Here is an 18,541-nt window from a genome sequence, read left to right on the forward strand (position 1 = left end):
GGCTTCGCAGACCTTAAAAGTCAAAAGCTTTCCCTCAAAGGTTGTGAAGGGTCAAGTGTAGGGGCGGGTTTAGCTACTCAGGTAAGCGGGTTAATGATAACCTCTCAAAAAAACCCGCCCTCAGTAACGTATTCGTAGGAGTGTTCGCCTCTCCCTGAGTTATTTAACCGATGTTTTAACGTATCTATGGAACTCGCAAGGTAACTCGAATCGTTCCAGTAACAGATTCTAAAGTAGACCAGCCTAAGAGCGATCGCCGAATTGGATCGACAATGGTGGTATCCTGTAACGTTGACTCGATATCGTCGAGGATTACTCGTTGAACAGCACCATTGCGAATCTGTAACTCAAAGATAATTTCTCCTGTGAAACCCTCTGGGAGATTCAGGGATTGTAAATGTTGAGTCAGAGACGTGATCGCATTCTCTGCTTGTTCCGGTTCTAATCCTTCAATCTTCATCACCTCAAGTTGAGCAGAACCTTGGCGGGTTATGTCAACAGAGTCTGACTCAAGCCTAATTCCCCCACCGCCTCTAGTTCCTCCAGCTTGTCTACTCAGGGGTATTGCAGCAGAGGAGGTAGGTGCAAAGTTAGCGGTTCCCCTCATATTCCCGACATCATCCGCACCAAAAATCCCTTCATAACTCACCCCTTCTGGTAACTCAACTGGAACTTGTACCCGTCGTCGTGTTCCATCGGGTTCCACTCGGACTTCTTCACTCACCGCCACAAATGCCGTATATTGCGATAATAAATTATAATCTAACGCTGTCTGCGTCACCGCTTCTACACCCGACTTGATTTCACCGCCAAACATTTGATTCATCAAGTCTTTGATCCGGGCGCGTCCCCATAATTGGGCAATCGCCGGATTATCACTACTCTGATCAAAATTAACCGATAGGGTTTGTTCATACCGTTGACCCCCCGCCGCCATTCCAGTAATCTGAATCGTGCCATTGCGACGGTCTGATTTCCGTCCAAACAAAACCAAAGGCTGATTGGCAAACAAATCGGGTGCAGCTAGGGGGTAGATTTGCGCCGATGTCCCCTCTCCTTGCCAACTGACCTGAATATTCGTTAATACTGGATTATTAATTTGGCGGAAGAATGTTTCAACCACCTCTTGCGTGGGTTCATCCTGACGAATGATTTGGGCTGTACCCCGCCCCACTTCAGCTAAACGGTTCAGCAAGAAGCGATTCACCGAACTCCCGACGCCGAAACTATAGAGGCGATTACCGGGTTTGAGTTGTCGTTGTACCTCAGCAATTACCTCCGCCTCATTACCAATATAGCCATCGGTGAGTAAAACCACACTTCGCAGGCGATTCGGTGCAGATGGCGGGAAGTTTAACACCGCCCGTATCCCATTCATTAATTCGGTACCGCCATTTGCCTGCAATCCATTAATATAATTCAGTGCCTGAGTGCGATTTTGGGCGGTATTTGCCAAAGGTTGCGGCGACAGTTGAGTCGTCGTATTGGCAAAATCGATAATCGTAAACGTATCATCAGGATTCAACCCATTAATAAAGCGGCGCATTAATTCCTGTGACTTCAGCAACGGTTCACCCCGTTGAGAACCCGATGTATCCATGAGAAAGACGACATCCTTGGGTACTATCTCATTGGGACGATAGTCTAGGGCGGGAATCAAGTAAAGGGCAAAATGTCCACCCCGTTCATCGGCTTGGGAAAGGATGGTGGCTTGTGTGCGATCGCCTGCGACTTGATAGCGTAAAATTAGGTCTTTGTTGGGAATTGTGTCTTCTGCGCCTAACTGTACTTGTACCGTTTCACCTCGGCGTTCGCTGCGAATCTGATGGGAGGGGGAACGCACCTCCTGAATCGGTACACCAGCATTAATCTCTACGGTTACATTAATATCATGTCCTGAACGAGTTCCCGGCTTGAGAACTGGGGGGGTAATTCGGGAGGCGTCGGGGACTTGGTTCGTATTTCCACTATTATCCATGGGAGTACCCGGAATATAGCGGGGTCCAACAACCATGGGAAACACAAATTCATAGTCACCGCCCTGAAATTTTAGGCTATCGGTGTAGCGAATTGTGACATCAATCTGTTCTCCGGGTTTGATATTCGCCAGAGACTGGGTAAAGATATTGGCCCCTTCTTGTTCTAGGAGTCCCGCCGTTCGTCCTTCCTGACGCGCCTGTTCGTAAATGGCTTGGGCTTCCTCACGTTTTTTAATCTCGCCTTTAATCGTGCGATCGCCGATTTTAATTTCCATATCATACACCGCCGCCTCATCAGGCAAGGGGAAGACATAGACAGCTTCTAAGGGTTCCGCAAAGGGGTTTTCAAAGGTTTGTGTTACTTCAACTTGAGAGACATTTCCTGTAACTTTGGCATTCACCTCGGTATGCTTGAGGGGAAAGACTTGCTGTTGTCCCTCTTCCGATTGAACGTATAACCCGCCAACCGGAGGTTCTTCTGGAGTGTTGGCAAGCGTTTGGCTGATCACTCGTGTCGGTATCTTAGCCGGAACTTGAGCTAAGGTTATCGGAACAACTACGAAGATACCACTTAGGCATAAAGTTATGGGTATAGCCTCGACAAATTTCATACACGTCTCATTAAAAAAGTTTGGAAAGTTTATGTAGTTTATGTAGGGTGGGCAAGAGTTATAAAATTCAAAATGCTTATCGTATCGTTCGTTGCTCTTACCCACCACAGCAGTACTTTAAGCTGATTACCAGTAAGGCAAGATATGAGTATAACTTAAAAGAGTTGGGAGTGCGAGAGTCTTAAGTTGTGACTATCGGGTAATCCAGACTGATAACAAGGATGGGAAGTTTCGCCACATCTACTCATCCTCCTGATCAAATAATTCTAACAAACCCACTGTACCCACAAAGAATGTATAAGTTCCATAGACGATGGGTGTCTTTTGTCTAGAAGGCGCATAAGCCGCCGCGATAATCGCTTCCACTAAATGAATGGTAACGGCAATACGCCCCAGCCAAAAAACGGGTTCCAGGATTGTGGGGACACTCAGATCACTGAATAAAGCATAAATATTCCAGAGTTCTAGTGCAATTGCGCCACTGATCAGACTGGTGGATATAACTTTTATGGCGTTGAAAAATTTTTTTTTTGTTTGATGGACTTTAACTGCATAATTTAGAGTCAAGCATTTTGAACGTTCATTAGCTTACCATAAAACTTCCTGAATATTTCCTGATTCTGCCGCAAGGTCAGGAATTGTAAGGATTGTAGGGATTATTGGGATTATTGGGATTGTAGGGATTGTAGGGGCGAGTCGCTGATAAAATGTGGCGGTGTCATAATTAACTTGTCTCGACTCGCCCCCGTCCAATGTACGCGGTGTTTACCTTTAATTTCCGATACCCGATGCAGGGCGACCCGATAAAATTAATAGGTTGGTGGTGTTCATTTGTGCAGCGGGTCGCCCCTACAGGGTTTGTTTTTAATTGCTGTTTTCTTTAGTCCGACTACTTATGTCTATCCCTAAAAATCGAATAGGAGAGCTTTTCTTAAAGCCAATTATAAGCATCGTGATTGGTCAAGATCAAATCCAGTTCTATGAAACCATTGATTGGCAAAAGCAGAGTGAACGTTTCCAACAAACCAATTTCATTTATCCTGACTATTATAGCCAGCCAAATTTTCATGGTATTCAAGGTGGCTATCTTAATCCTATAGCGGCTATTAGCTATGATACTGTGACGGCTTATGCTTCCCCACCCAATGAAACTCGGATTCGCGAACAGTTAATAACGATTATTGAAAAGCCACCCAGTCGAATTCTTGATCTGGGTTGTGGTACAGGTTCGACAACATTGATGTTAAAGCAGGCGTTTCCGGAAGCCGTTGTTATCGGATTGGATTTGTCTCCGTATATGCTGATTGTGGCAGATTACAAAGCACAGCAAGCAGGACTAGAGATACAATGGCAGCATGGTTTAGCTGAAGCGTCTGGTTTTGATAATGCTTCGTTTGATTTAGTCACAGTCTCCATGGTATTGCACGAAATGCCACCCCAAATTTCCCTGTTAATTGTACAAGAATGCTTTCGCTTGCTCAAACCTGGAGGACAATTGATTATTCTGGATGGAAATCAACGGAGACTTCGTTATGCTCACTGGTTAATAGAACTCTTTCGAGAACCGTATTCAAAAGACTATGCTGCTCATAGTGTCGAAGATTGGATGATAGCGGCTTTTTTTAAACAGGTGCGAACCAAATATGTGGGATGGATTCATCAAGTAACGTCTGGGATTAAGCCGATAATACAATAATTTAGGGTAGATAATATAAGTCGAGAAGCAAAAATTTTAGGAATAAATTAATGTTTTTGATGGGAATATCATTTTAGTGCTGAATAGGATAAAATGATTTCTGATTAAAGACTGATTGATCAGTCGAAACTATATGTCCATAAAAAACGCCGGATACTGGATTGAAAAGCTGGGACTTCAAAACCATCCAGAAGGAGGATATTACAAGGAAACTTATCGTTCTGATGAAGCAATAGCCCACGAGAGTCTACCCAAACGATTTTCGGGACGCCGTAATTTACAGTCGCTCCTGGATTTGATTTTAATGATTTTGAATTAGGCAAGCGAGACGAATTAATCAAATGTCATTCCCAACATCAATCTCTGATTGAGAAAATGACACGAATTTAACAAAAATTTAAGACGCGATGACAACCATAGAATGGATTCAGGAACTGCTAGGACAACGTTTGCAGCCTTTAGTCTTGGCGATTACCAATCTCGGTTCGGAATACGCCTACATCGCTTTACTCACCCTCTATTACTGGTTAATTGACCCATGGACAGGTCGCCAGTTAGGACTACTCTTAGGGATTAGTTATGGGTGTAATACAATCCTCAAAGAACTATTTGATATGCCTCGTCCCTTCGAGTTAAATCCGGACATCGCTTCTGCTGACGCGATCGCGACGAGTGAAAATGCATCGTTTCCTAGTGGACATATTCAAGGTTCAGCCACCTTTTGGATTTACTTATCGTTACACCATCGCCGTCTCTGGCTATGGGTGTGGAGTCTCATTATTCTTCCCCTAATTGCCGTATCGCGCCTCTACTTAGGGGTTCACTTTCCTCTCGATGTAGTCGCCGGATTGATTGTAGGTATTCTTTTTGCTGCAATAGGTACAGCCTGGTCTATTCCGGTAAAACCGAGGTTTATTGTTCGGGTTACAGTTGTCATCCTGACGTTTTTTATCGCCAGTTTATGGGAACCTTTAGCGCGTTCTTTAGGAGTCATTACAGGATTTTTTCTCACTCAACCTCAGTTTACACCGCCCTCTACTTGGAAAAGGCGATTGCTCTTGGGCGGAATCGGTTTAATTTTAGTCTTAACCCTTTTTATCGGTTCAAGATGGATTTTAGGGGACTGGCGAAATCAAGGATGGGTTAATTATTGGCGCTATAGTCTCCTTACCCTATTTGCTACTGAGATTGTACCTAGACTACTTCATCGCCAAACGGGGTAAATAGTACAGGTAAGATTTGGGTAGATTTTATGATTAAATTGGGCGCACGTCGGTGCGCCCCTACAGTTTTTTGCTATAATTCTAATCCATCACTATTAGCTATGCCACACCCGATTTAATTCTAAAATCTATTTCCCTAGTTTAGCTGTATGATTCCATTAGGTGGAATGGTACTGAAATTTTGGCTGGTGGGCATTGCCCACCCTACGGTTTATCTAATTTGGTCAAAAACTCGCTGCTAAATCCTACAGAATTATAGGGAAAGAAACCAATACAATTAGGGGCTAAAGCCCCTACTACAAACTGGTATCCGTAATTTCACCGAAGGATTACCCGCCATCCTCACAAAATTGGGTACTTTTTCGGTCAACAGTTTGCCTAAAAGTGATGAAAATTAAGGAAACCATCCCTGTATAACCGCTTCTAGGATAAGACTTCTCATGGGCAATCCCGTGCAGCATACAATAATTCAAGCTGACCCTAAATGGCAAGCTTTTTTCCATTACTCAGCCGATCTCTTCTGTATTATCGAACCTGACGGCAGGATTGGACAACTCAACCCCGCTTGGTGCAAGGTTTTGGGGTGGGTGCCGGAAAATGTGCGATCGCGCCGTTGGATTGAACTTGTCCATCCAGAGGATGTCACCGCCACGCTGACGGCTTTAGCCACGAAAGCGGTTCCTGTTTCCTTTCGGAACCGTTATCGCCACCGTGAGGGGAACTACCACTGGTTAGAGTGGACATGGAACTACGACGAGGCGGGATATGGGTATGCTGTCGCCAGAGAAATCACTGATCCACTCTCCGGAAAATGTGAACTGGATCGCTTTTTTAACATGTCCGTTAATCTCATGGCGATTGCGGGAAGCGATGGGTATTTCAAACGAGTAAATCCCGCCTTTGAAAGGGTTCTCGGCTATCCCCTAACGGAACTTTTAACTCAACCCTTTCTAGAATTTGTCCATCCCGATGATCGCGCCGCCACCTTAACTGAAATAGAAAAACTGGCGACAGGTACGACATCCATTCAATTTGAGAATCGCTATCGCTGTCAAGATGGTTCCTATCGCTGGTTAGGTTGGAATAGCGCCTCATTTCCAGCTAAAGGGTTAATTTATGCGGTGGGACGCGATATTACTGAACAGAAGCAGACTGAAACCATTCTCCAAGAAACTCAAGAACGGTATGAACTGGTAGCAGAAGGATCAAATGATGGACTTTGGGATTGGAATCTGCTAACCGATCAGGTTTACTATTCTCCCCGTTGGAGTCAAACTTTAGGGTATCACGTCGATGAAATTTCCGATCGCGCTACTGAGTGGTTGAATCGGATTCATCCAGGCGATCGGGAACGAGTACTGGCTACGTTTCAAGACTATATTGACGGATTAACCCCTAGCTTAGAACTGGAACACCGCCTGCTGGATAAAGACGGGAATTATCGCTGGATTTTATCCCGTGGCGCCAGTTTACGCGATGCTAACGGTAAGCCTTATCGAATTGTCGGGTCAAATCGGGATATTAGCGATCGCAAGCGTACCCTGTCTACACTGCGGTTAACTCAAGAACGCCTGCGTTATCTCCTGTCTCATAGTCCGGCGGTACTCTATAGTCGCCAAGTTTCCGGGAACTATGGCATTACGTTTATGAGTAATAATACAGCAACTGTCGTCGGATACTCTGCCCAAGACTTTATCACTGATCCACAGTTTTGGGCAAATCATATTCATCCCGAAGATGTTCCCCGTGTTTTCGCCAATTTACCCAAACTTTTTGACACGGGACATTATCTTTATGAATACCGCTTCTTACATCAGGATGGCACTCACCGCTGGATGCATGATGAACTGAAACTGATTTGTGATGAAGCCGGTAACCCCTTGGAAATGGTTGGCTTTTGGACGGACATTACCGAAAAGAAGCAAGCCGAAATTATTCTGCAACAACAAACCAAAGCCTTACAAGACGCCCATCAACGCTTAGGATTCCATGTCGAGAATTCTCCCTTAGCTGTCGTGGAATGGGATAACCAGTTCCGGGTGCAGCGTTGGTCAAAACAAGCGGAAAAAATCTTTGGTTGGACAACGCCAGAAGTATTCGGAAAGCGTTCAGCCGATTGGCAGTTTATTCATCCCGACGATGTTGAACTTGTCCGCCAATAAATGAGTGGGTTACTGGATGGGAGTACCTCCAGTGTTGTCTACCAAAATCGCAATCTAACCAAAGATGGCAAAGTGGTAATTTGTCAATGGTACGAATCAGTTCTCCTGGATGAATCCGGTAAAATGGTCTCAATTTTGTCCCTCGTCCAAGATATCACGGAAGCCAAACAAACCGAGGAAGCCTTGCGCCATAACGCGGAAATGCTGCGGCTGCTTCTGGAATATACCCCCGCCGCGATCGCCATGTTTGATAAGCAGATGAATTACCAGTTAGTTAGTCGCCGCTGGTTAGAGGACTACACCTTAGAGAATCAAGATATTATCGGCAAAAATCACTACGAACTGTTTCCCGAAATTCCCGATACTTGGAAACAAATTCATCAGCATTGTCTCCAGGGGGCAAGTAAACAATGTGACGAAGACTTATTTATCCGCGCCGATGGAGAGAAGCAATGGATTTCCTGGGAAATCCGTCCTTGGATTGGCAATAGTGGCGACATTAGCGGCATTATTATGAACACCGAAGTCGTCACGGAACGCAAGCAAGCCAAAGAAAAACTCAAAGAACTAAATCAAGAACTATGGCAATCCAATCGCGACTTAGAACAGTTTGCCTATGTCGCTTCCCACGATTTACAAGAACCCTTACGCGCCGTCAATAGTTACGCCCAACTTCTCAGTCGTAAGTATCAAAACCAACTGGATGCCAAGGCAGATAAATACCTCCATTACATTATGGACGGGGCGACGCGGATGCAGCAATTAATTAATGACTTGCTGGAATTTTCACGGGTGGGAACGCGAGGGAAACCCCTACAACCTACGGATAGTGAGACAATTATCCGACAAGCAATGGAGAATTTAAACGTCGCGATCGCAGAAAGTCAAGCGATGGTTACTTATGACGCCTTACCCACTGTCATTGCTGATCAAACTCAATTAACTCAACTCTTCCAAAACCTAATCGGTAACGCGATTAAATTTCGGAGTGAAACCCCACCGAACGTCCACATTTCTGCCCAAAACCAGGGAAACGAATGGACGTTTGTCGTTCGAGATAATGGGATTGGCATGGAATCGGAATATTTAGAACGCATTTTTACAATATTCCAGCGCTTACATTCTCGCCGCGACTATCCTGGAACCGGAATTGGTTTGGCTATCTGTAAGAAAATTGTCGAACGTCATGGAGGACGAATTTGGGTCAATTCTGAATTAGGGATTGGCACAACCTTTTATTTCACGATTCCAGTTTAATTGTCTAATCTACCACTATTCAATTGATCATTCATCATGACCATGACTTTTATTAAGACAATTCGACCGATAGAAATTCTCCTAGTTGAAGACTCTCCCAGCGATGCTGATCTCACCGTTGACGCCTTTAGTGAAGCCAGAGTTCTCAACAATTTACACTGGGTTAAAGATGGCGTGGAAGCCCTAACTTTTTTACGACGTCAAGGTCAATATAGCGATGTTCCCCGCCCAGATTTAATCTTGCTTGACCTGAATATGCCCAAAAAAGATGGACGCGAGGTTTTAGCGGAAATAAAAGCGGATTCGCAACTAAAGCGCATTCCAGTGATTATTCTGACCACATCAGCCGCCGAACGAGATATTCTCAAAACCTACGAATTGAATGGAAACTGTTATGTAACCAAACCTATTGATGTCGAACAATTCATGTCAGTCATCAAGCTAATTGAAGCCTTTTGGTTAGCTTTGGTTCAACTACCTTCGGAGTAACAATAATGTCGATATTCCCACCCATAAAAATATTGCTAGTCGAAGATAACCCGGCTGATGCGGATCTGTTGCAAGAAATTCTGGAAGACGCCGAAGAAATGCCTTGGTCACTGACGCACGTTGAACAACTCAAAACGGCGTTATCAACAGTACAAAATAACGACTTTGATGTCGTGTTATTAGACTTATCTCTTCCCGATAAACAAGGATTAGGAACTGTGGCAAAAACCCATGAAACTGTCCCCGATTTACCCATTGTGGTTCTCACGGGATTAAATGATAAAGTAACTGCCTTAGAAGCCTTACGCCAAGGGGCGCAAGATTATCTAGTTAAAGGCAAAATTGATCATGAATTATTGACCCGTTCAATTCGCCATGCTATTGAGCGATCGCAAACCTTAAAGCGACTGCGCCAGAGTGAGGAGAAACTGCAACAGCTTAACGAGGAACTGGAATGTCGTGTGGCTAAACAAACGGAAGAACTACGACAAAAAAATCATGATTTGCAACAAGAGATTGCCCAGCGCCAGCATTTAGAAGCTGAACTGCGCCAGAGTTTAACTAAAGAAAAAGAACTCAGTGAACTCAAATCCAATATTATCTCCGTCGTCTCCCATGAGTATCGTACCCCCTTAGCCACGATTCTCTCATCCAGTGAATTACTGCAACATTACGGTCATAAATGGCAGGAAGATAAAAAGCAGCGGCATTTCCAACGAATTCAAAATACAATTCACCACATGACTCAGTTAATTAGTGATGTGTTATTAATTAATAAAGCAGAAGCGGGTAAACTGGAATTTAAACCTGTTCCGCTGGATTTAGAGGCATTTTGCCATGAATTAGTGGAAGAGTTACAACTGACGGTGAAAACGCCGCATCAGATTGGGTTTCGCCGTCAAGGTAGGTCACGTTGGGTTTGTCTCGATGAGAAACTATTACGACAATTTTTAACCAATTTACTGTCAAATGCGATTAAATATTCCCCAGAAGGAGGAACGGTACAATTTGACCTCATGTTTGACGCTGATCAGGTCACATTCACGATTAAAGACCAAGGAATTGGGATTCCCGAAAAAGAGCAAGATCAGTTATTTGATGCCTTTTATCGCAGCAGTAATGTGGGGACAATATCGGGAACCGGATTAGGACTAGCGATTGTCAAAAAATGTGTGGAACGCCATCAGGGTGAAATTGCGGTAGACAGTGAAGTAGGCAAAGGAACAACGTTTATTGTGACGATTCCAGTGGAGTCTGAACTGTCACCAGAATCGTTAAAGTCGGGTGCGTTAGCGAAGCGTTCCCAAAGGGTAGCGTAACGCACCGAAAATGTTCGTAGTTTGTAGTAATCCATTAAATAAAGGGCGGGTTTTGTTGTTCAGTTATCGTTAAGCCACCCAATTGAGTCCCTAAACCCGCCCCTACAATGGATTGATATTTTTTTTACATTAGGGTTTAAAATTTTTCATCCTCCCTACACTCATTCAACAGGAACGCCAACGTGCCGCCAGAGCAGAAAGAGCGTTGCAACAACAACAACAACAAACGGTTATTCTACTATTTTCCTTGCGTTTAAGTCTAGAACAAATTGCTACTGCTTGTAATCTTTCTGTAGCATACTTCAGCGTTATTATTGAGTGAGGGGATTAGGAATCCGGTTCTTTTTTCCCGATCAAAAAATAAGTCATCATCTCCCCCTTCCCTTTCACCAGAATCATTCCCCGTTCTTGAAACACATACTGATCCTGTAAATCTTTATACGTCGCGGCTGTCACTTGAATTGTACCCGGAAGTCCATGAGATTCCATGCGGCTAGCTGTATTTACCGCATCTCCCCATAAGTCATAAATAAACTTTTTCCTGCCAATGACACCAGCCACTACCGCGCCTGTATTAATACCAATGCGAATATTCAGTTCAGCATGATACTGGTGATTGAACTGTTTAATTACCTGTTGCATATCCATCGCCATTTCTGCGATCGCAGCAGCATGCTTATCACAGGGAGTCGGTAATCCACCTACAACCATATAGGCATCGCCAATGGTTTTGATTTTCTCCAAGCCGTAAGTTTCGGTAAGCTGATCAAAGGCAGAAAAAATTTCATTGAGTAACTTAACTAATTCTGTTGGCGATATCCGTTGGGAAAGCTGGGTAAACCCCACAATATCCGCAAATAATACAGTTGCTTCTGTGAAACTATCGGCAATCGTCTGCTGGTTTTGTTTCAAGCGATCGGCGATCGCTTTAGGTAAGATATTTAACAGCAGGAGTTCTGATTTTTCCCGTTCTACCTCAATCGCAGCCATGTCATCGAGCGATCGCACAATATACATCACCAATGTTCCGGTTAATAACAAGCCACTCAACAGCGTGACTCCAGCCAGAGGTGGAATCGCTAAACCTGAATTCTCTGGTATTTCCCAAAAACGGAGTGACAATTCCTGATCCGCGATTTGAATCGAGTGATTGTAGAAAACAGAGTTCTGGCAAGATGATAAATCCGGCTTCATCTCAACTGTTTGTGTCCGCGATTGATACAGTGCCAGATACTGTTCAGCAGCGGGTAACGACGGATCAGATAGGCAAAAATTGAGTGTATCAATCTGAACTCCTTTCAGTGAATTTGTGATAATTTCTTCTAATGAATAAACCCCAATCATTGCCCCCCGAAAAGCTTGACGGCGACTGTCTGGCGTATTATGAGGCATATCCTCATGGTAAAGCGGTAGCAAAATCGTTAGACTATCAGGCGGTTTACCCGGTATCTTGAGCTTACTGGTGGCGACTAGGCGTCCTGTTGTGCGAGCTTTTTCTAGTATATTTTTACCCACCGGATGAGACGCTAGATCAAAACCGATCACATCTTTTTGTGCAGAAAAGGTAATCGGAAAATAATCCGAACGCGCTTTAGCAATTACCTGTTTTTTTTTAGAATTGTATTCATAAATATAGAAATTTGTCAATCCCCGTTCTGCCATTTTCGCTTCATAACTAGGGCGTTCCTGTGCCGACACTGGTTTCAGCCAACCCAGGGTTAAAATCCCTGAATGGATAGATAGAAAATGTTGGGTAAACGCTTCATACTCCTCTTGCTGCACCTGATCAGACGCTTCATGAAACGCACCCAAGGAGACAACCATATAATAATATTCATCAATTTTACGTTGAAATGTGGTCGTCAGGTGATCGGTTCGCTGTTGCAATTCTGATTGGGTTTGATGATTTGACCATCCCCAAGCCACTGTCGTTGCCACAATTGAGAGTCCAATTCCCACCGTTAAGGTTAACCCAACGGGAATATAGCGATAAAGTTTAGCCAACACGGGTGTATCGGTTTTAAGCATAAGCCAAGCATTTCCATTCATTAACCTGGTACAAGAACCGTTCAAAATACCAGTTTGACCGTGATCGCACCCTGCTTTTATCTTGACTCAACGGATTTAATTGTCAAGAGAGGGAATAAGTTTTTTATCGGCTGTACTTTGCCCTTTTGCTTATCTTCACAAAATAAGATTATATATCCGGATCTTTTTTCCTGGTCAAAAAATAAGTCATCATCTTCCCCTTGCCTTTCACGGGAATGATACCCCGTTCTTGGAACTCGTAGTTATCGTGTAAATGTTGATACGTCGCGGTTGTCACTTGAATGCTATCTGGAAGTCCATGAGATTCCATGCGGCTAGCTGTATTGACCGCATCCCCCCATAAGTCATAAATAAACTTTTTCGTGCCAATCACGCCAGCTACCACCGCACCCGTATTAATGCCAATGCGAATACTTAGGTCAGTATTATGCATAGTATTAAACTGTTGAATTTCCTGTTGCATATCCAGCGCCATTTCTGCGATCACAGCAGCATGATCAGGGCGTGGTGTCGGCAAGCCACTGGCAACCATATAAGCATCACCAATGGTTTTAATTTTCTCCAAATTATGCTTCTCTGTCAGATGATCAAAGGCGGAGAATATCTCATTGAGTAAGTTAACCAATTCTGTTGGTGAGATTCGTTCAGAGAGTTTGGCAAAGCCAACAATATCCGCAAATAGAATCGTCACATCTGTAAATCCATCAGCAATACAAATTGGATTTTGTTTTAATCGTTCGGCAATGGTTTCTGGTAAAATATTGAGCAATAAACGTTCAGACTTTTCTTGTTCAACCCGCAATTTTTCCGCTGTCCGCTGACGTTCGCTAATTTCCCAGGTGATCCGCTGAAACATCTGATTAAAGGCTGTCATGACATCACCTAACTCATCATGACGCTGAACGGATAAAGCATAGAAATTGGGATTTAACTGATTGTGGCTAATGGCTTCTCCAGCGTTAATTAAGTCTTGACGAAGTTTTAGGATGGGAACAATGACGGTTTTCCCTAACACCAACATCGTTGTTCCCGTAACAAACAGTGAAATTAACAAGACTAAACCCGCGATTCTGAGAATAAAAGCGTATAACTGGGGTTGAATCGAGGATGCATCATGACGAATGATAATGATATAAGGTTTTCCGAGTTTTTCGGCTGACCAAGCCACATCATATCGTTGCCCCTGCAATTTACGAACATGGGGAAGATCAGACTGTTGAATATCCTGGAAACTAAGTGTAGGAGATTCACCAAAGATTCCCATCGGTTGTCCGTTTTCTTGGTAAATGGCAACGCCTAAAATAACCTGAGAACCACGAGTTAACTTGACAACTTCCTCCCCAAATACAATCGGAGACATATTTTGTTGGGTCAATCGCACGACACTCTCAACGACTTCTCCGGAAACGTCCTCCAATTGACCAAGGAGTTCATGTTTGCGTCGATAATATGATGGGATGAGAATCAGACTTTCGATAAAAATTAGGCTAATAAATACCCAGAGCGTAATTTGCTGAGATAAACGGGATTGAAATAAGCGAAGTAGATTTAACCATTGAGATGACATCAGATTTTTGCTGCACTAAATCGTGGGACTTATGGTGATATCACCCTGGTTAAGCCAAAACGCATTTAAATTGTGCATTCCCTGTTGCTTGTTGCCTGTTGCCTGTTGCTTTTCAGGGTTTTAGGTATCCCAATCTCAATGCCGAACAGCTTAGGTAATCGACTTCAGCACTAAAGTGCCTACTACGGAACTTCATCCTCTTGATTTAGATATGCCACATCAAGCTGAAAATTGCAGGGTAAGCTCATCTAATTTAGTATAAATTGTACTTGACAAAAGTCAAAGTCATTTGAGATTCAGAAAGTTTGCGATCGCGCCCCTGGCGGGGTTAAGCCAAAACCGTTGTCAGGCGGTCATTATGGAGCAAGACAAAAGGGAAAGCGATCGCGCCCTGGATATGGGTCAACCTGACTGGCACAAGCAAACCGATAAAAAATGTACTTGACATAGCTAGCTTGCATAAGTGAGATTATCGCACGGAAATCCGTCAAGTCTGGTCGGTTCCAGTTTCTGCTATTGGCGAACTTTACCAACCCCGACTTTGGGTAGGAATTCAAAGCGTTGTTATGGTTGTCCGGGTGCGCCGTCTTTGGAATCACACTACTCGTGATGTTCAGTTTTATCTGATTTCTTTACACAGTGACGCCCTATTTTTAGGTCGAGCTATCCGCAAACATTGGGGTATTGAAAACCAGGCTCATTGGACTCGGGAATTGTACTTTCGCAGAAGATTCTTGCCGTATTCGTTCCTTCCACAGTCCCCGGAATTTTTCTCTACTCCGACGCATTGCTCTTAATGTTCTCAATCGCGAACAAACTTACCAACGTAGTCTCCGGCAAAAAATGAAACGGACTGCTATGGATAACGATTATATGATTCGAGTTCTTTCCTCTGGTTTCATTGACTCTACCTTAAATTCCTCTGAGTCCTTATGTCAAGCCTAATTGAGATGCTCTTACCCTGCTGAAAATTGTCTGAGTTTTATATTACTTATTTATTATTTAATGAGGGAAGCCCACATTCCCATTTAAGACCAAAGTCTAAACCAGAATGTGAGCTTACCCTGTCAGGGCTTCACGGGTTCATTTATCTGCCTTGATATAGGGTTTTTAGGCAGGGTGCTTTCGCTTCCTCTATTGTGCAGCCGAACCTCAGCAGATTGGGTGTAGTTTTGATGAAATCTACTGGGATAAATATTAAATTTCTGTGAAAGTTGCTCCTCAAGGTCGCTTTTGACCAGTTAAAGTACTCAAATAGATTTTACGGTTAAATCGGGCGCAGGGGGAGCTGGGGGAGCTGGGGGAGCTGGGGAAGCTGGGGGAGCTGGGGAAGCAGTATTGTACCTGCTTCATTGTCTTTTAGCCAATTAATTGAGAGTAATTAGCATTTGGCTTCCGTCTGGCTTAAACTAGGGGACGGGAGTGAAATCCGGCTTAAACTCCCTGTCATGGCAGTTCTTATGGAAAATTTAATGCCTGACAACGGACATTAATGATAATATATTGCATTTTGAGTGAAAAATGAATCCCTGGAGTTCCCAACCCAAAACTGGTCAAGTGATTGACATTAATCAAGCCGATCGGTGGCAAGTGTACCGCCGTTTACAGGAACTATCGATCGCGAGTCACTGCGGGATGAACCAGCCACTCACGGCTGAGATTCATGATCCGGTGACAGCGATTCAACTGTGGAGTGTCGTCAGACAGTTAACCGTACCACGCCGAGATCTAGCCTCTTGGCTGGAAGACTGCTGGCGGCTTCCTAGCCGCAGTAGGAAGAGGGGAAAATGAGGGAGCAATGTAGAGACGTAGCATGCTACGTCTGGAAGCAGGGGGAGGTAAGAAGCGATAGTAGTGCAATCTACTCCTACACCCATCTCAAAACTAGGTTCCCTCGAAAGTCGTGAAGGGTCAAAAACATTCTATGGAACAAGCAGCGATTCTACATTTAGAGGACATTACCAAGCACTATGATCAACATACGACTCCAGCCGTTGATCGGGTGACACTAACGTTGCGTCAAGGTGATTTACTGGCGTTATTAGGTCCCTCTGGCTGTGGCAAAACGACTCTATTGCGGATAGTGGCAGGGTTTGAGCGTCCTCAGTCGGGACTGGTTGTTTTGGCTGGACGCCCGGTGGCGGGTTCCGGGTATTGGACACCCCCAGAACAACGGAACACGGGTATGGTGTTTCAAGATTATGCCTTGTTCCCTCATCTGAATGTGGCGGAGAATGTGGCTTTTGGCTTGAAAAACCGCCGCAGCGGGATGAATCGAACATCCATCCAGAAAAATACGGCTGACGCGATCGCACTGGTAGGATTATCAGGATTAGAGAAACGCTACCCTCACGAACTATCCGGAGGACAACAGCAGCGAGTCGCCCTCGCCCGGGCGTTAGCACCACGTCCCAGTTTAATCCTGTTAGATGAACCCCTGAGTAATCTGGATGTGCAAGTGCGTCTGCGGTTGCGCCAAGAAGTGCGATCCATCCTTAAAGAAATCGGCACATCCGCAATTTTTGTCACCCACGACAGAGAAGAAGCCCTATCCATCTCCGATCAAGTGGGAGTGATGCGGGCGGGATGTTTAGAACAGTTGGGAACCCCTGAAGAAATTTATACTAACCCAGCCTCTCGTTTTGTCGCTGAATTCGTCACCCAAGCCAATTTCTTACCCGCCCGTCGTCGGGGACAGTTATGGGAAACTGAGGTGGGTTCGTTTGAAATCAGCAATAGAGAATGTCCCAATAACATCCAATTCCCAAATGACGCCATTCCTGATTCTGGAGAACTAATGCTGCGGGAAGAAAACGTAATTCTCAAGCCCGATAATGATGCACCCCTCTTAATTCGCGATCGCCATTTTTTAGGTCGGGAGTATCGCTATTGTCTCCAAACCCCGTCGGGTAAAGAACTCCATGCTCGCACCGCCCTGAATACACCCTTACCTGTGGGAATCAGAGTTCAATTATCTGTGGCTGATCCATCGATCCCAATTTTTCCCACAATTGCTACAAGTACACCCATAACTCCAGCCTATAGCGCTACGGGCTGGGCAATGGGCAATGGGCAATAGGCTTTCTTTGAAGAAAAACGCTTACCTTACAAGGGATTGACCCTTCGACTTCGCTCGATTGAATGGCTTCTAATCCTTGCATCACCGGATGGGGGACAGGAATCACATAACTGGTTGGTTCAAGGATGACGACTTTCAACCTTGTCAATCAAGTCCTCCGCCATCTCCACCGCCATCAGGATCAGTTTTTGTTCGAGCTGTCCTTGGTGTCCCTCATCACTGATTGTGGCGTAAATATGAGGATTAGCCAGCATCCCTGCGAGTAATTGGGATGCTATTTGTTTAACGTCATTCGTTTTTGAGTCCATGTTTAACACCTCTGGAGTACAGTAACATTTTCGGGGGTTTGGTAACCAAACCCCTACCCAAATCCTCAAAACTCAAAACTATGGATCACCAATCCGGGTTAGGATCGATTTTACTTTGAAACTTTTATCTATGGTGAATGATGCTTATGAAGCGCTACTTATCCCGTCTTGTTGCCCTTGTCCTCGTGGTTGCGATCGCGCTAACAGGGTGTTCGTCCAGCAGTACTGGCTTGGTTGGCAATTATCGCCAAGACACCCTGACCGCCTTGGACTCCTTGAGAGCGGCTATTGAACTACCAGACGATGCGCCTGATAAGGCAGAGGCTCAGTCAAAAGCGCGTCAAAGCATTAATGAGTATATTTCTCGCTATCGTCGAGATGGCTCTGTCGCTAACCTGAGTTCGTTCTCCACGATGAGAACAGCTCTCAATTCTTTGGCTGGGTACTACAGCTCCTATCCCAATCGTCCCTTACCCCAAAAGCTCAAAGATCGTCTAGAGCAAGAATTCCGGCAGGTGGAGCGAGCGATAAGACGCGGCGCTTGACCTGATTTAAAGGGAGATGGAGATGGGGGAGCAGAGGGAGCTGGGGGAGATGGGGGAGCTGGGGGAGCTGGGGAAGCAGAGGGTGATGAGGTGTAGAGACGTAGCCTGCTACGTCTGGAACAGTCAGGGCGGGTTTTGTAGAAACGTTACCATCAATAGCTACAATAAAATCCCTAAACCCGCCCCTACACATTCACGCGCCATGCCCTCGACGGTCGTGAAGGTCAAAATCAGCATACCTGAGCGCAACTGTCCGG

General features: G+C 44.7%; 14 protein-coding genes and 2 pseudogenes. 11 read left to right on the plus strand and 5 right to left on the minus strand.

Going from position 1 to position 18,541, the window contains the following annotated elements; genetic code table 11:
• Positions 1-184: 184 nt before the first annotated feature.
• Together RIB93_RS05570 and RIB93_RS05575 are read right to left on the minus strand one after the other, a co-directional pair.
• The gene (locus RIB93_RS05570; RefSeq protein WP_446371085.1) at positions 185-2,590 is read right to left on the minus strand and encodes a VIT domain-containing protein; all 2,406 of its coding nucleotides are present in this window, start codon (positions 2,588-2,590) and stop codon (positions 185-187) included.
• 240 nt (positions 2,591-2,830) lie between these two features.
• Complete coding sequence (locus tag RIB93_RS05575) at positions 2,831-3,157, minus strand: hypothetical protein (protein ID WP_446371087.1); 327 nt, start codon at positions 3,155-3,157, stop codon at positions 2,831-2,833.
• A gap of 385 nt (positions 3,158-3,542) precedes the next feature.
• Between RIB93_RS05575 and RIB93_RS05580 the strand changes: the two genes are divergently transcribed.
• The 6 genes and pseudogenes from RIB93_RS05580 (at position 3,543) to RIB93_RS05605 (ending at position 10,736) form a co-directional block, all read left to right on the plus strand.
• Positions 3,543-4,286, plus strand: a complete 744-nt coding sequence (locus RIB93_RS05580; RefSeq protein WP_446371089.1) for a class I SAM-dependent methyltransferase — start codon at positions 3,543-3,545, stop codon at positions 4,284-4,286.
• A gap of 133 nt (positions 4,287-4,419) precedes the next feature.
• A complete protein-coding gene (locus RIB93_RS05585; protein ID WP_446371091.1) occupies positions 4,420-4,605 on the plus strand; it encodes a cupin domain-containing protein in 186 nt (61 codons plus the stop codon).
• A gap of 88 nt (positions 4,606-4,693) precedes the next feature.
• On the plus strand, positions 4,694-5,509 hold the full coding sequence (locus tag RIB93_RS05590; protein ID WP_446371093.1) for a phosphatase PAP2 family protein: 816 nt from the start codon (positions 4,694-4,696) through the stop codon (positions 5,507-5,509).
• Positions 5,510-5,949: 440 nt separating this feature from the next.
• Positions 5,950-8,928: pseudogene (locus tag RIB93_RS05595) on the plus strand (PAS domain S-box protein).
• Between the two features lie 42 nt (positions 8,929-8,970).
• On the plus strand, positions 8,971-9,417 hold the full coding sequence (locus RIB93_RS05600; RefSeq protein WP_446371144.1) for a response regulator: 447 nt from the start codon (positions 8,971-8,973) through the stop codon (positions 9,415-9,417).
• Positions 9,418-9,422: 5 nt separating this feature from the next.
• Positions 9,423-10,736, plus strand: a complete 1,314-nt coding sequence (locus RIB93_RS05605) for an ATP-binding protein (protein ID WP_446371095.1) — start codon at positions 9,423-9,425, stop codon at positions 10,734-10,736.
• Positions 10,737-11,063: 327 nt separating this feature from the next.
• On the opposite strand, the gene RIB93_RS05610 is transcribed toward RIB93_RS05605, so the two are convergent.
• Positions 11,064-12,764, minus strand: coding sequence for an adenylate/guanylate cyclase domain-containing protein (locus tag RIB93_RS05610; protein ID WP_446371097.1), 1,701 nt, complete (start codon positions 12,762-12,764; stop codon positions 11,064-11,066).
• 169 nt (positions 12,765-12,933) lie between these two features.
• Positions 12,934-14,352 (minus strand): adenylate/guanylate cyclase domain-containing protein, encoded by a 1,419-nt coding sequence (locus RIB93_RS05615; protein ID WP_446371099.1) that lies wholly within the window; start codon positions 14,350-14,352, stop codon positions 12,934-12,936.
• Positions 14,353-14,641: 289 nt separating this feature from the next.
• On the opposite strand from RIB93_RS05615, the gene RIB93_RS05620 reads away from it, so the two are divergent.
• The 4 genes and pseudogenes from RIB93_RS05620 (at position 14,642) to RIB93_RS05635 (ending at position 17,431) form a co-directional block, all read left to right on the plus strand.
• The gene (locus tag RIB93_RS05620) at positions 14,642-14,797 is read left to right on the plus strand and encodes a hypothetical protein (protein WP_446371101.1); all 156 of its coding nucleotides are present in this window, start codon (positions 14,642-14,644) and stop codon (positions 14,795-14,797) included.
• A gap of 25 nt (positions 14,798-14,822) precedes the next feature.
• Positions 14,823-15,297: pseudogene (locus RIB93_RS05625) on the plus strand (ISAs1 family transposase); the annotation flags it as partial.
• 576 nt (positions 15,298-15,873) lie between these two features.
• A complete protein-coding gene (locus RIB93_RS05630; protein ID WP_006103078.1) occupies positions 15,874-16,143 on the plus strand; it encodes an Asr1405/Asl0597 family protein in 270 nt (89 codons plus the stop codon).
• A 133-nt stretch (positions 16,144-16,276) separates the two neighbouring features.
• On the plus strand, positions 16,277-17,431 hold the full coding sequence (locus RIB93_RS05635; protein WP_446371104.1) for an ABC transporter ATP-binding protein: 1,155 nt from the start codon (positions 16,277-16,279) through the stop codon (positions 17,429-17,431).
• A 119-nt stretch (positions 17,432-17,550) separates the two neighbouring features.
• Here RIB93_RS05635 and RIB93_RS05640 read toward each other — a convergent pair whose 3' ends face one another.
• On the minus strand, positions 17,551-17,739 hold the full coding sequence (locus RIB93_RS05640) for a hypothetical protein (RefSeq protein ID WP_006103047.1): 189 nt from the start codon (positions 17,737-17,739) through the stop codon (positions 17,551-17,553).
• A 146-nt stretch (positions 17,740-17,885) separates the two neighbouring features.
• On the opposite strand from RIB93_RS05640, the gene psb27 reads away from it, so the two are divergent.
• Positions 17,886-18,284 (plus strand): photosystem II protein Psb27, encoded by a 399-nt coding sequence (gene psb27, locus RIB93_RS05645; protein WP_446371106.1) that lies wholly within the window; start codon positions 17,886-17,888, stop codon positions 18,282-18,284.
• The last annotated feature ends 257 nt before the right edge of the window (positions 18,285-18,541 follow it).

The organism is Coleofasciculus sp. D1-CHI-01, assembly GCF_040218875.1.
GTDB lineage: Bacteria > Cyanobacteriota > Cyanobacteriia > Cyanobacteriales > Coleofasciculaceae > Coleofasciculus.

Excerpts from the sequence above, each read along its gene's own strand:
- psb27 (WP_446371106.1), top strand. The coding sequence starts at position 17,886 with ATGAAGCGCTACTTATCCCGTCTTGTTGCCCTTGTCCTCGTGGTTGCG.
- RIB93_RS05640 (WP_006103047.1), bottom strand. The coding sequence starts at position 17,739 with ATGGACTCAAAAACGAATGACGTTAAACAAATAGCATCCCAATTACTC.
- RIB93_RS05635 (WP_446371104.1), top strand. The coding sequence starts at position 16,277 with ATGGAACAAGCAGCGATTCTACATTTAGAGGACATTACCAAGCACTAT.
- RIB93_RS05610 (WP_446371097.1), bottom strand. The coding sequence starts at position 12,764 with ATGCTTAAAACCGATACACCCGTGTTGGCTAAACTTTATCGCTATATT.
- RIB93_RS05630 (WP_006103078.1), top strand. The coding sequence starts at position 15,874 with ATGAATCCCTGGAGTTCCCAACCCAAAACTGGTCAAGTGATTGACATT.
- RIB93_RS05605 (WP_446371095.1), top strand. The coding sequence starts at position 9,423 with ATGTCGATATTCCCACCCATAAAAATATTGCTAGTCGAAGATAACCCG.
- RIB93_RS05600 (WP_446371144.1), top strand. The coding sequence starts at position 8,971 with ATGACTTTTATTAAGACAATTCGACCGATAGAAATTCTCCTAGTTGAA.
- RIB93_RS05585 (WP_446371091.1), top strand. The coding sequence starts at position 4,420 with ATGTCCATAAAAAACGCCGGATACTGGATTGAAAAGCTGGGACTTCAA.
- RIB93_RS05615 (WP_446371099.1), bottom strand. The coding sequence starts at position 14,352 with ATGTCATCTCAATGGTTAAATCTACTTCGCTTATTTCAATCCCGTTTA.
- RIB93_RS05570 (WP_446371085.1), bottom strand. The coding sequence starts at position 2,590 with ATGAAATTTGTCGAGGCTATACCCATAACTTTATGCCTAAGTGGTATC.
- RIB93_RS05590 (WP_446371093.1), top strand. The coding sequence starts at position 4,694 with ATGACAACCATAGAATGGATTCAGGAACTGCTAGGACAACGTTTGCAG.